At 27.4% G+C, this 13,668-nt stretch carries 11 protein-coding genes; 10 read left to right on the top strand and 1 reads right to left on the bottom strand.

Annotated elements, in window-relative coordinates; translation table 11 throughout:
* Positions 1-376 precede the first annotated feature (376 nt).
* Complete coding sequence (gene gpmI, locus ERUM_RS02810) at positions 377-1,882, bottom strand: 2,3-bisphosphoglycerate-independent phosphoglycerate mutase (RefSeq protein ID WP_011155195.1); 1,506 nt, start codon at positions 1,880-1,882, stop codon at positions 377-379.
* Positions 1,883-2,731: 849 nt separating this feature from the next.
* On the opposite strand from gpmI, the gene ERUM_RS02805 reads away from it, so the two are divergent.
* From ERUM_RS02805 to ERUM_RS02760, 10 genes are all read left to right on the top strand, one after another.
* Complete coding sequence (locus ERUM_RS02805; RefSeq protein WP_011155194.1) at positions 2,732-3,901, top strand: PQQ-binding-like beta-propeller repeat protein; 1,170 nt, start codon at positions 2,732-2,734, stop codon at positions 3,899-3,901.
* A gap of 10 nt (positions 3,902-3,911) precedes the next feature.
* Positions 3,912-5,309, top strand: coding sequence for a dihydrolipoyl dehydrogenase (lpdA, locus tag ERUM_RS02800; protein ID WP_011155193.1), 1,398 nt, complete (start codon positions 3,912-3,914; stop codon positions 5,307-5,309).
* Between the two features lie 27 nt (positions 5,310-5,336).
* Positions 5,337-6,428 carry an efflux RND transporter periplasmic adaptor subunit gene (locus tag ERUM_RS02795; RefSeq protein WP_011155192.1) on the top strand — a complete coding sequence of 364 codons (1,092 nt, stop codon included), beginning with the start codon at positions 5,337-5,339 and terminating at the stop codon, positions 6,426-6,428.
* Between the two features lie 207 nt (positions 6,429-6,635).
* A complete protein-coding gene (gene infA, locus ERUM_RS02790; protein ID WP_011155191.1) occupies positions 6,636-6,884 on the top strand; it encodes a translation initiation factor IF-1 in 249 nt (82 codons plus the stop codon).
* Positions 6,877-7,455, top strand: coding sequence for a Maf family nucleotide pyrophosphatase (locus tag ERUM_RS02785; protein WP_011155190.1), 579 nt, complete (start codon positions 6,877-6,879; stop codon positions 7,453-7,455). The genes infA and ERUM_RS02785 overlap by 8 nt, the downstream gene beginning before the upstream one ends.
* 1,616 nt (positions 7,456-9,071) lie before the next feature.
* Positions 9,072-9,932: a 30S ribosomal protein S2 gene (gene rpsB, locus ERUM_RS02780; protein WP_011155189.1), complete on the top strand. Its 861-nt coding sequence runs from the start codon at positions 9,072-9,074 to the stop codon at positions 9,930-9,932.
* On the top strand, positions 9,922-10,788 hold the full coding sequence (gene tsf, locus ERUM_RS02775; RefSeq protein WP_011155188.1) for a translation elongation factor Ts: 867 nt from the start codon (positions 9,922-9,924) through the stop codon (positions 10,786-10,788). Before rpsB ends, tsf begins: the two co-directional genes overlap by 11 nt.
* 405 nt (positions 10,789-11,193) lie before the next feature.
* Positions 11,194-11,556 carry an Mth938-like domain-containing protein gene (locus ERUM_RS02770; RefSeq protein ID WP_011155187.1) on the top strand — a complete coding sequence of 121 codons (363 nt, stop codon included), beginning with the start codon at positions 11,194-11,196 and terminating at the stop codon, positions 11,554-11,556.
* Positions 11,557-11,562: 6 nt separating this feature from the next.
* Entirely contained in the window at positions 11,563-12,363 is an 801-nt protein-coding gene (locus ERUM_RS02765) for a metal ABC transporter permease (RefSeq protein ID WP_011155186.1), read from the top strand.
* Positions 12,364-12,783: 420 nt separating this feature from the next.
* Positions 12,784-13,656 (top strand): hypothetical protein, encoded by an 873-nt coding sequence (locus tag ERUM_RS02760; RefSeq protein WP_011155185.1) that lies wholly within the window; start codon positions 12,784-12,786, stop codon positions 13,654-13,656.
* Positions 13,657-13,668 lie beyond the last annotated feature (12 nt).

Here is a 13,668-nt window from a genome sequence, read left to right as displayed (position 1 = left end):
TTGGTTGATAAAGTACTTTATCCATTTAATGAATATCTATTGTTTTTTATTTAGAAGAATAGTAAATTTAAGTAATGTTACTATAATGTGTTAAGTTTTTTGGGTAATATACTTTATCTTAATCATTATTATCTAAGTAATTTTATTAATTAAGTCTTGGCAGAGTTATTGTGTGTATTATACTTGCAATACCATAACCTAATTTTCGTATTAATAATATAGTTATACTGAGCATAGTACTTATTATACATTATATGTGCTTTAGTGAAAATATAATAATTAAGTCTTTGTATTTCTTTTAAGATTAATTTTTTTAATTTCTGATACTACATTATTTTATATTAAATTTGCTTGAAAATTATCTGTGAATAACTACTTAGTTACTTGTATCAATTAATGAAATGCCTGTCATTTCTTCTGGTTGTTTTATATTAAGGATTTCTAAAATTGTTGGTGCCACGTCAGATAATCTGCCATTTTTTAATTTGATTTTTTTAGGGTAATTACATACTACAAATGGCACTGGATTTAATGTATGTGCTGTATAAGGCATATTATTTTGTACATCAAACATTTCTTCTGCATTTCCATGATCAGCAGTAATGACCAATATATAATTAGTATTATGTATACATTTTAGTATTTTGCCTAAACATTGATCAAGAGTTGTTATAGCTTTCTTTGTTGCTTCTATATTTCCAGTGTGGCCTACCATATCTGCATTTGCGTAATTTATAATAATTAAAGAGTATTTCTGTAAGTTGATTTTTTTGATAAGTGTATCAGTAATCTCATATGCAGACATTTCTGGTACTAAGTCATATGTTGTTACAGAAGGTGAAGGTATAATAATCCTTTCTTCATTTTCAAATACTTCTTCTCTGCCACCATTAAAGAAGAAAGTTACATGTGCATATTTTTCTGTTTCTGCTATTCTTAATTGATGTAATTGTTGATTAGATATAATTTCTCCAAGTGTGTTACTTATTTTTTTATTAGGAAATAAGCAAGGGATATTGAGTTCATTAGAGTATTTTATCATTCCTATTGTGTTTTTTAGTGTGATATGATTAGTGTTTTGATCTTCTGTAATCATCTTGAGGATTTGTATAACTCTATCACTTCTAAAATTTGTCATGATAAATCCATCTGTTGGATTCATTCCCTGATAATTGCCAATTACACAGGGTATGATAAACTCATCTGTAATTCCAGCATTGTAATTATCTTGAACTGCTGATATAGGGTCTTCATAACGTTTACCATGTCCAAATGCTATTGAGTTATATGCTTTTGTTGTGCGATCTAATCTGTTATCGCGGTCCATAGAGTAATATCTACCACTTATTGTTGCAATGCTAACATTGCTGAGGTCTTTAATGTGAGAGCATAAGATATTGATATATTTTAACGCTGATATTGGTGGGGTATCACGTCCATCTAGGAATATGTGAATAACTACTTGGATTTTTAGATAAGATAATGCATCAATAATATCTAGCATATGTGATAGGGAAGAGTGTATTCCTCCATCAGATAGTAATCCTGCTATATGACATATGCCATTGTTCCTTTTTATTTGTTCTGTAAATTCTAATAAATGGGTATTTTTTCTTATATTTTTTATTTCTTCATTAATTCTACATAAATCCTGTAGGACAATTCTGCCACTACCTAGGCTAATATGACCAACTTCTGAATTTCCGATTTGTCTATCTGGTAATCCCACATCTGGTCCATGGGTAACTATATTGCTTTGTGGGTATTGTGAAATTATACTATCCCAATATGGTGTATCTGCTTGTGCAATGGCATTGAATTGGCTGTTTTTATTGTTACCCCACCCATCTAATATACACAAGATTACAGAATGATTAGTCATAATTTATGGTAGAACTTGGACTATGATTACTATATCACATTAGTTAAGACATAGTAGAGATATTTTTTTCAATTTTTAATATTGAAGTATAACAATAAGTATAATTATTTGTACAGTATTATATAGATAAATGAAGATATTGAATTTTATTTACCGAATTATATACATTATTGTGTAATTGCTTTTATTCATAGTGATGTTGTTTTGTCATAAAAATTTTTATATACAAGTTATTATTTTTTCTATCTTGAAATACAAAGATATGTATAAATTTTTACAAAGTAACGTGTATAAAGTTTGAATATATTAAGTTTTTTTGTAATAAAATTATCATTCTTGTATATGTGAGAATACAAAAATAATATATTATATAATTTTGCAAATATTAATGTAAAACTTGAGGATATTAAGTTTTCCTACTAAAAAGCTATGTTTATTGATTAATAATAATTATTATTAACAGAACAGTCTAATGTTATTTATTATTAAGTTGTAATGTGAGTTAGTATTTTGTGGATTGGTGTTATTAAAAAATTGGTGATTAATTTAAGAATATTCAATTTTTATTATAAGTTAAATTAAAAGTGTTTTATAACTCATTGATAATATACATAATATTTTATTCTATTTTAGATGTATCTTGTTTTATATTTTAAATAATACTGTTCTATATATAATATAAAAATTGGTATACATTTGTTGGTTATAATTAGGGTTCATGTTGTTATTTCTAATGATTTATTTAAAATACTTTGATATGTTATTGGCTTGTTAAATGTAAAAGTAGTTGATTTCTTTGTTTAAGTAATATACTTAGTTTAGTAATATAACATTTTATTATATAAGCACATGATAAACCCTAATATTGTATGTTTACTTGTTTTTATATCTTGTTTTTCAATAGCAGCATTGGCAGATGAAACACTGCAAAAGCAGGGTGAGGTAATTCAAGAAACTAATAGTAATTTAAATGATGGTGTAAACATTAGCAGTGATTTTTATATTGGGAAGATGCATACTATTTCTTTGAAAATGCAGAGAGGTGTAATACCTGTTATTCTAGGTGATAGAATTATATTTTTAGGTAAGGATTATTTTCTGTATTCTGTGAGTAAGCAGAATCTAGATAAATATTACTGGAAATTAGATTTTTCAAAATATGGTAAGTTATATAGGGCTAGTATATTATATTCTCAAAATATGGTAATATATGCAGTAGATGATAATGTTTATGGAATTGATGCTGATACTGGAGAAATAAAATGGCAAAAAACCTTGAGAAGTGTCATAGCAGGTGCTCCTATTGTGGTTCATGATAGTTTGATAGTTGTTACAATAGATAATTATCTATATTCTTTTAATTTAAGTGATGGTTCGTTATTGTGGAGTGGTCAAGAATCAATACCTGAAGTAAAGAGTTATTACTCTTTTTCTAGAGTATCATCTGGAGATATTGTGGTCTTATCTTTTTCTAATGGGAAAATTATTGCATTTAATTCTACCAATGGGCTAAAGATATGGGAAATCAGTGTATCTGATAGTACAAATAATAATATTGCTTTTGTTGGTGGAGCTTCTTTAAGTGCAAGTGAGCAGGATGTTATTGTTATAGATAAATTTCGTAATATATCAAGTATTGATATTCAATCCGGTAAGAAGAAATGGTCAAAAGACTTAAATATTCAAGGAATTTCTGGAATTAAAGAGAACTATATAGTTGCTATTATTGATGATAAGCTTATTTCATTAGATATTAGTACAGGAGAGTTTTTATGGCAGTATGACTTATTACAGTATAAAAAGCCAAAAATTCAATGGAATGTTCCTGTTATAATTGATAATAATGTTTTGGTAATGGGAAGTAATGGTTGTGTTATATTAGTAGACTCTAAATCTGGAGCCTTAAAATCAGTAAATTATATATTACCATCATCTTATTATGTACCAATATTTCTCAATTCTTCAGTGTACATTATTACAAGTAAGGATAAGGTAGTTATTTTTGATAAAAAAGTATAGGAAGAAGTGTATGCAAAATTATGATATAGTAGTTATTGGTGGAGGACCTGGAGGGTATAAGTGTGCGATTAGGAGTGCTCAGCTTGGTTTAAAGGTTGCATGTGTAGATAAAAATGAGATCCTAGGTGGTACTTGTTTAAGAGTTGGTTGTATTCCTTCAAAAGCTTTATTACATTTTTCTCATGAGTATTATCACATCAAAAATCATCTAGATGAAGTTGGAATAACTTGTAATAGTTTGAGTTTCAATTTAGATAAAATTATGTCCTTTAAAAATAAGAATATTACTGAATTAAGTAATGGGATTAATTATTTGTTTGCTAGTAATAAAATTGATAGGTTATGTGGTGTTGGTAAAATAAGATCTATAAACTCTAACAATTTTGATATTACAGTTACTGGAAATAATGGTGAAGAGAAAATAACTGCTAAATATGTTGTTATTGCTACTGGATCTGAAGTTGCAAGTTTTCCTGGTATTGAGATTGATGAAAAGAATGTTGTATCTTCTACAGCTGCTTTATCATTTAAAGAAGTTCCTAAAAAATTGGTAGTTGTTGGTGCTGGAGCTATAGGATTAGAAATGTCCTCTGTATGGAGTAGGTTTGGTTCTGAAGTTACAGTGGTTGAGTTTTTTGATAAAATTGCTCCTAGTATGGATATAGATATAAGTAAAGCACTACTTGCTAGTTTGAAAAAGCAAGGAATTAATTTTAAATTATCAACGAAAGTCACCTCTATAGATAAAAGTTCAGATAATTTAACAATACATCTTGAATCTGTAAAAGATGGAAAATCTGAAATTATAGAAGCAGAAAAGGTTCTTATATCTATTGGGCGTATGCCATATACTGATGGATTGATTGACCAAAATTGCATAGAATGTGATTCTAGAGGGTTTATTAAGGTTAACAATAAATATGAAACTAATATACCAGGGATTTTTGCTATTGGTGATGTAATTGGTGGAGCAATGCTTGCTCATAAAGCAGAAGAGGAAGGGATTGCTGTAGCAGAATTGATTGCTGGAAACATTCCTCATGTAGATTATGATATTATTCCATCTGTTATATATACACATCCTGCTGTTGCATCTATTGGTAAAACAGAAGAGAGTTTAAAAAATATTAATTATGCATACAATGTGGGTAAATCTAATTTTTCTGCAAATAGTAGGTCAAAAATTACAAATAATGGAGAAGGATTTGTTAAAGTTCTTACTTCTAAAGAAAATAATGCAATACTAGGTGTACATATAATTGGCGCATATGCTGATACTATCATTAATGAAGCAGCTATTGCTATGGCTTATCGTGCATCATCGGAAGATGTGTTTCGTATTTCCCATTCTCATCCAGATGTAAATGAAGCATTTAAGGATGCATGTGAGGCAGCGTATTTGAAATAAATAAGTGTTTTAATTTAGGTATGTTTTATGTTACAGAAACTCTTAGGTTTGCAGCTGCAGCATAAAATAGCATGTTTCATAATATTATTAGCTGTTATTTGGATTACTATTGGGGTGTTTAGGAAAAATGATGTTCATCATAATGATATAAATGATATAATAAATACTTCTAATAATGGTGTTGCTAATGTTCAGATAGTAAATTCTCATGCTCAAGAAAAAGTAGTATATTTATCTTTAATGGCAGAAGTAGAAGCTTTTCGTTCCGTAAATATTATGCCAGAGGTTAGTGGTAAAGTTTTAGATATATTAGTGAGAGATGGTGATTATGTACAAAAAGGTGATATTTTAGTCAAAGTAGAAAAATATGAGAAATTAGCACAACTTAAACAAGCTCAAGCTTTATTAAAACAAAGAGAGCTTGAATATAAAGCATCTCAATCTTTAAACGAATCTGGGTATAGATCTGAAATAAATGATGCATTATCATTTGCTGCTTTGGAATCAGCAAGGGCAGATGTAAAGAAAGCAGAAATTAATTTAGATAATACTGATATAAAAGCTCCATTTGCAGGCTTTATAGATAAAATTAATGTACAAACTGGTGGTTTAGTATCTAATAGTTCAGGGTTGCCTATTGTACAGTTAGTTGACTTTGCAAAAATAAAGATAGTTACTTATGTTCCAGAAAAATATATTAGCAGATTAAAAGTAGGTGATATGTGTAGTATCTCTATGATAAAAGATAAGGAGATAGAAGTTCCTATTGTTTTTATTAGTAAAGTAATAAATCGTCACACAAGAACTTACCGAGTTGAGATGTTATTAGATAATAGTGATACTAAGATCTTAGTTGAAGGTGCTGTATATTCCATAAAGGTTCCTGTAGGAAAATATCAAGCTCATAAAATCTCTTCTTCTGCTTTAGATTTGCAAAATAATGGGGATTTAGGGATAAAAATTATTGTTGATAATAAAGTGAAATTTATACCTGTTGAAATTATTGATACTGAATATAATGGTGATGTTTGGGTTAGTAATATTCCTGATACACTTGATATAATTACTTTAGGGCACGAATATGTATTAGATAATGCGTATATTAAGTATGTGTCATAATTTATATAGTTACATGTTTTTTGAAAAACTTCTTGCATGTTTTTAAAATTGTTAAATAGTAAGTAGCTGGAGTAGCTGGAGTAGCTGGAGTAGCTGGAGTAGCTGGAGTAGCTGGAGATATTATACTAGTATTGGAAAAAAAATTATGTTGCAGGTTACTAGTTCATACTCTACACTGTATAAGGTTTATTTTTTGAATTAAATATAGTGGCAACAAAAGAAGGTATAATTGAAGCTGAAGGTATTGTAGTTAAGTTATTACGTGATGCAACTTTTATGGTAAAGCTTAACGATAATTGTGAGATAATAGCTCATGCTTCAGGTAAAATAAGAAAAAGTAAGATACGTATTTTAATGCATGATAGAGTATTGGTTGAGGTTAGTACTTATGGTCTTAGTAAAGGTAATGTGGGTAAAGGTAGGATTATTAGACGATTAAAGATTACAGATGTTTAAGTTTGATAACTTAATATTAGCTTCTTCATCAAAACAAAGGTTATGCTTATTAAATCAGCTTGGAGTACTTCCAGGTGAGATAGTAATTCCGAATATAGATGAGAGTCCTTTAAAAAAAGAATTACCAAAAATTTATTCTATGCGTGTAGCTAAAGAGAAGGTAATTAAGGTAAGTCTTTTATATCCTAAAAAGTTTATATTAGGTGCAGATACTGTTGTATGTTGTGGTAGGAAGATATTACCAAAAGCAGAAACTGAAGATCAAGCATTTGAAATTTTGGAATTAATATCAGGTCGTAGACATAGGGTATATACATCTGTTTATTTATATGCTCCTAGTAAGAAATTGCATTATAGAAGTGTCATGACAGTAGTTAAGATTAAACGTTTATCTGTCAAAGAAATAAATTCTTATATATTATCTGGAGAATGGAAGGGAAAAGCTGGAGCATGCAATATACAGGGTAATGCTGGTAAATTTGTAATATCGATTAATGGGTCATACTCTTCTGTGATAGGATTACCATTATATGAGACTTATTCTATTTTGAGTCAATATTTTCCTATATAGTTGTAAACATTTGTAATATTAATAATGTAAAGTACATAATATTGATATATTAATAATTAATTTATAGTATTTACACATGCTAATTGTATACGTTATTCATTTGGATAATGGTATCTAAATAAAGTGAGTTAAGAAAGCTAATTGATCAGAGTTCAAGTGATAGTTTATAACTTCGTGTTAAATTACTAATGTTACGATATACTTGCCAATAAAGATTGTATAGATCATCTTATAGGTATATGAAGTTTTTTTTAATATTCTTTACATGTCAAATACTTTATATAAGTCTATTCTTATGAAGAACATAGATGAAATTAGCATGATATTTTTTTGTATATGTGTTTTGCTATACATACTCAATGTATTAGTGATGATTGATAGAATATTGTATGCATAATATCTTATGAAGAGTACGCTTTTTTATTGATATTATTAATATGTGTTGATTTCTAGATTATCATGATTATTGGGTTTTAGTCATGATTCTGGGTATGATTCTAAAAAATCTGAGTTTTACAGGAGATTATGGTAATTATTTAGTATAGATTTAAGTGTTTTAAATTTTTATAGAGCTAATATACCAAGATGATATTGTGTTATTGTTGATAGAGATTGTCATATATATAGTGATATTATAAATAGTTATAAAAATACATTAGTAATCAAGATAGTGTAGATTATGAAATATTTATATTAGTAAATGAATGTTGAAAAAATCTTGTCTAATATACAGGATTTTAGTAAATGATAGGTGATGTAGTGAATTATTTAAATATTATCACTTTTTGTAGAGTGGATATGTTTTACTACATTTTTTTACTGATAATATGTGAATTATTGTATAAATGCATCATATGTATTATTGGGATTATAAATATTTGATATTGGAAAACAAGTTTCCAAAAATCTTATCTTTTTTTTATGTAAATATAATGAATCTAATTTATAGTTTTGTTAATTGTTATCACTTCTTTGAATATGCTGAAGTTATATAGCTTTGTATTATTGTAATTGTTACAATACTTATTTGTTAAGAAAGATTATATGTGGTTTTCTTGTAATTGATTTTAATAGCATATTGATCTTGTATTATGTTTATTTTATTGATTTGGATTTTTAATATTCTACATGTCGTTAAGTTAAAAACATATATTAAGATAAGTGTTGTACTATAGATTGTAATGTGTTTTTTTGTACTTGTGTGATGTTAGAAGATGTAAAAAATATATGGTGTTTCTGTATGTATAAATTACTTCAATTATTTAGTGGTTTATTATATAAATTTATAATTCAATTATTTATTGATTTTATAGTGCCTATTATATGCTTAATGGATTGATAGTGTAGCAAGAATCTATATATTAATTACATCATACTGATTTACTGATGTAGTTTTTAATAAATAATTTAATGATAAAGTTCTTGCTAATAGTGTTAGCTCTTGCTATGATTGAGCTCATTTGAGGTCTAATCTTATTAGATGACTTCTATATTGTTAGTTTCGTTGTAGGATTATTTTTCAAATGATATTTCACACATGATATAGCATAATGGTCCTGTGTTGTTTCGCAGGTTATTTCATGGAGGAGTAACTATTATGAGATTAGGAGAATAAGATGGTTGATTTGCCAAAATTTACAATGCGAGATTTAGTAGAGTGTGGTGTTCACTTTGGTCATAAAACAAGTAGATGGAATCCAAAAATGGCTCCTTATATATATGGGGTACATAACGATATTCATATTATTAATTTACAAAGTACTGTATTTTTACTTAAGAATGCATTGAGTGCTTTATATGATATAGTACTTAAAAGAGGTAGGGTATTATTTATTGGAACTAAAGTTCAAGCTTCTGCAATTATTGCTGATGAGGCTACACGTTGTGGACAGTATTATATAAATAATAGGTGGTTAGGAGGTATGTTGACAAATTGGGAAACTATTTCTTTGTCAATAAAGAAACTTAGAGAATATGAAAAGTTATTACAAAATGTAGATAATCAGTTTACAAAAAAGGAATTATTACTTTTTGAGAAAAAACGTGCAAAGCTTGATAGATCTATAGGTGGTATTTGTAATATGGGGGGATTACCTCATGTGATTTTTGTTATTGATACAAATAAGGAACGTATTGCTATTAGGGAAGCAAATAAGTTGAACATTCCTGTTATAGCAGTCTTAGATACTAATTCTGATCCTACTGGTATAGATTATCCTATTCCTGGTAATGATGATGCTGTACGTTCAATAGATTTCTTCTGTAAGATTATATCAGACACTATATTAGAGGCAATACGCTCTGATTTAGCTAAGTCTGGTATTAATGTTGATGGTATTAAGGATTTTTCTGTAGAAAGGAGAGAAGATTTTTTAAAGATGAATAAAGATAATAAGAGTAATAAAAGTAATACTATTAATGCTGATGAAAATATTAAAGAAAGTGATCTTATAGGAGGAAGTAATAATGAAGGTTGATATCAATGCGATAAAAGAGTTAAGAGATCTTACTGGTGCTGGTGTTGGAGATTGTAAGGACGCATTAACCTCTTGTAATGGTGATATAGAAAAAGCAAAAACTTATTTAAGAGAACAAGGTATTGCAAAAGCTTATAAGAAATCCAATAAGGATGTGTCAGATGGTTTAGTAGCTATTTGTATAGATGGAAATAAAGGTGCTATTTTAGAAGTGAATTCAGAAACTGATTTTGTAGCACGAAATGAGAAGTTTCAGAAGTTAGTATTAAATTTAGCTTTTTTAGCTAATCAGTATGGGATTGAAAATATAGAAGACTTTCTTAAATGTGAATATGCTAATAATACTAATATTAATGATGAAATAATGAGTAATATTGCAGTAATAGGTGAAAATATTCATTTAAATAAAATAGGCTGTTTGTCTGTTAGTAGTGGTGTAGTATGTGGATATATTCACAATCCTATAGTTGATAATTTAGGAAAAGTGGGTGCAATAGTTGCTTTAGAATCTAATTGTGATGTTGAAAAGTTAAAAATATTTGCAAGACAAATTGCTATGCATATTGTTGCAACAAAACCCGAAGCTTTATCTTTGGATGTTTTAGATCAAAATGTTATAGATAAGGAACGTGATATTATAAAAAAACAGGTTGAACAATTAAATAAACCGGCATCAGTTTTAGAAAAGATAATAGATGGTAGAATGGCTAAATTTTATCAGGAAGTGGTGTTAATGAATCAAATGTTTATTATGGATAGTCAATTTACAGTTTCTGAGTTAATAAAAAAGAAAGAAGAGGAATTAGGCTCTAGTATTAATATTGTAGATTATAAGCTATTTATTATTAATAAGTAGATAATAATATAGATCTGGTTATTAATATACTTTAGTATATATTAAGTAGTTTTGTTTTTTTACAATCTAGTATGTTCATATAGGTCAAACTTGACTTTTTAGTTGAAACAATCTGGTATTTGCTATACCCTATGTTGTTGAAGTTAATATGACTTGTTCTATATAGCTTATTTGTACTGTATAGAGTATTATCAATTTGTTATAGTAGGTTTGTGTTATATGGTTTGTAAGTATATATTAAGTGTTTTGTGTAGTGTAGTTAATTTATAGTAATAGTGTTTGTTCAATAAATATTTTATACTAGCTTGCCAGTTGTTAAGTAAATAATTATTAAGTTAGTAATTACACTAATTTCATAACTAATATATAGTTATAAGTTTCCTAAGATTATATATAGAAGAGAAAATGGATATCACACCGATTATTTGTCCTGATAAAAATGTAATTACTGGTTATGGTGAAGGTAAGTTTTTTGTGAATGATAATGTATATTTAGGATCTCATATTATTTTTCCAAATAAGATTATTCCTTACTTAAATCTTAGTATTTTTAATTTGAACAGTATCATTGAATTATTGGATGAGACGATAAAGATTGTTTTGGTTGGTACGGGCAAAGATCATATCTTTGTACCTAATGAAATAAAAAACTATTTCTTTGAATTTGGTTTTAATCTTGAACATATGTCTACTGGAGCAGTTTGTCGTACATATAATGTTTTGTTATATGAAGGTAGAAATATTTGTGCAGCTTTAATATCGTTATAAGTTGTTATGTTTGAGATTATTAGTGAGTATTATTTTATTAATGGTATGATAGCCATAGTAATAGTGAGTCTGGTTACAGGTTCGCTTGGTTCATTTATGATATGGAAAAACCTTTCTTATCTAGGGGATAGCATTTCTCATGCATCTCTCTTGGGTGTTGCTTTGTCTATATTGCTAAATGTTAATATATCTGCTGGGATATTATGTACTTCTGTAATTTTTGCGTTTTTACTATCTTATGGTATTAGTAAGGTTCACTCTATAGATACAGTGTTAAGTATTGTAACTAATGTGACCATGTCTTTGGGAATGATATTATTATCTTTTTTTCCCTCTGCAAACAATAATATTATACATTCTCTATTTGGAGATATGCTTATGTTAACGAATAGGGATCTAGTAATAATGTTTAGTGTAGCAATAGTAGTTATTGTTCTTATTATATATAGGTGGAAATATTGGTTAATCATGTCAATAAGTAATGATTTATCAGCATCTGAAGGCTTAAATATGGGATTAATAAAATTGGAGTTTTTAGTAATATTGTCTATTTTTATTGCTTTTGCAGCGCAATTAGTTGGGGTGTTATTAATTACTGCATTTTTAGTCATTCCAGCAGCAGCAGCTAGGTTTATATCAAAAACTCCATTACAAATGATCATTATATCTACAGTTATTTCTGTATTCTCTGGTATCATTGGGCTGTTATTATCTGAAAAGTTTGATATTTTTCCTGGTCCTATAGTAATTATGGTATCATTTATCTTTCTATTGTGTATGTATTCTGTAGGTAAGTTAGTTAATTAGTATTAGATTCAATATATTTAAAATAAATACTTAATTTTTTAAATTATATATTAAATATCTTTAATTATTGTAAGAATATTTAATAAATTTCAATTAATTTTTTAGAAAGAATGATTGCTAATAACTGTAGATAAGTTTATTCTATATAATGCTTGATCTGTCAGGGACATTATTAGTAATTAGAGGTTTATATTACATAGGTATGTGTTTTTTAAGAAAAAGTGTGATTAATAGAATTACTTTAATTATTTTTTATAAGTATTTGTTTTTCTTTTATGATAAATATCCGATACATGTAAGATTATTTATTAGTATTATTTTTTTGTTATACACTAATAATATATAAAAAATAATAATTATAGTTACGATATTAAAAAAATATGCTACAATAAATATAATATTGCATAAACAAGGAATATTATGCCACTTTTAAAGAATACAGCTCGTACAGCTGGTGTAGTAGGCAGCTTTGCATGTTTAATCTTTGTTGGAAATGTATTAATGCGATATTTTTGCAATAAAAATAGCAATGCTGTAATTGCTGTAATGTCATTCTTAAGTGTTGGCATTGTAATGTTTTTTTCAATATATGGTAGTAATAAAGACCCATTAACATTTACAAAATTCAAGGTATACGGGATATTATTGGCCAGTGCTTTAATAATGTTCTGTATTACTAATATAATATTGAGGAAAGAGTCTGTTGAGTATAATCAACTAAAGAAGCAAAAACAGTCTATACATGCTTTGGAAGTTAAGATAATTAATTTAAAGATACGGTTAAGTGCTATAAAAAGAGAAACAGAACTGCATTTTAGTGGTTTTGCTTCTAATGATCAGATTTGTACTGATATACAAAAGGAGTGCTTATTACCGCGTAATATGCAGTATTATGATTACTATGCTTCTTATCGTGTAATAAATTTAATAATATTTAGTATAGCATTGTTAATTTTTTTATCTCAATCGTTTCATAGTGCAATGTTTGAGATGTCTGATTTAACAGATTTGTTTTTATATGGTGTTATGGTATCATGTTTGTTAATTATGTTTCTTATTGATCAATTATTACTTTGTGATGTTAAGAATGAATTGAAGATTAGTGAACAAGATTATCCAGAAATTAAGAAGTCTTTAAATGATAAATTTGTGGAGATAGATAAGCAATATTGCAAATTAGTTAAAGAGATTTCAGATTATAATATGTTAAGTAGTACAAAAATCACTGAAGCTAATGTTGAAAAATTAGAAAAATGCAAGAGTAAGATATTAAGTATTTTGAATCAGGTTTAGAAGATTGTTGGT

It is taken from the genome of Ehrlichia ruminantium str. Welgevonden (genome assembly GCF_000026005.1).
Taxonomy (GTDB): Bacteria; Pseudomonadota; Alphaproteobacteria; order Rickettsiales; family Anaplasmataceae; genus Ehrlichia; species Ehrlichia ruminantium.
Note: the sequence above shows the minus strand (reverse complement) of the source record. Positions and strands in the feature narration are given on the sequence as shown.

Excerpts from the sequence above, each read along its gene's own strand:
- gpmI (WP_011155195.1), bottom strand. The coding sequence starts at position 1,882 with ATGACTAATCATTCTGTAATCTTGTGTATATTAGATGGGTGGGGTAAC.
- ERUM_RS02805 (WP_011155194.1), top strand. The coding sequence starts at position 2,732 with ATGATAAACCCTAATATTGTATGTTTACTTGTTTTTATATCTTGTTTT.
- lpdA (WP_011155193.1), top strand. The coding sequence starts at position 3,912 with ATGCAAAATTATGATATAGTAGTTATTGGTGGAGGACCTGGAGGGTAT.
- ERUM_RS02795 (WP_011155192.1), top strand. The coding sequence starts at position 5,337 with ATGTTACAGAAACTCTTAGGTTTGCAGCTGCAGCATAAAATAGCATGT.
- ERUM_RS02785 (WP_011155190.1), top strand. The coding sequence starts at position 6,877 with ATGTTTAAGTTTGATAACTTAATATTAGCTTCTTCATCAAAACAAAGG.
- rpsB (WP_011155189.1), top strand. The coding sequence starts at position 9,072 with ATGGTTGATTTGCCAAAATTTACAATGCGAGATTTAGTAGAGTGTGGT.
- tsf (WP_011155188.1), top strand. The coding sequence starts at position 9,922 with ATGAAGGTTGATATCAATGCGATAAAAGAGTTAAGAGATCTTACTGGT.
- ERUM_RS02770 (WP_011155187.1), top strand. The coding sequence starts at position 11,194 with ATGGATATCACACCGATTATTTGTCCTGATAAAAATGTAATTACTGGT.
- ERUM_RS02765 (WP_011155186.1), top strand. The coding sequence starts at position 11,563 with ATGTTTGAGATTATTAGTGAGTATTATTTTATTAATGGTATGATAGCC.
- ERUM_RS02760 (WP_011155185.1), top strand. The coding sequence starts at position 12,784 with ATGCCACTTTTAAAGAATACAGCTCGTACAGCTGGTGTAGTAGGCAGC.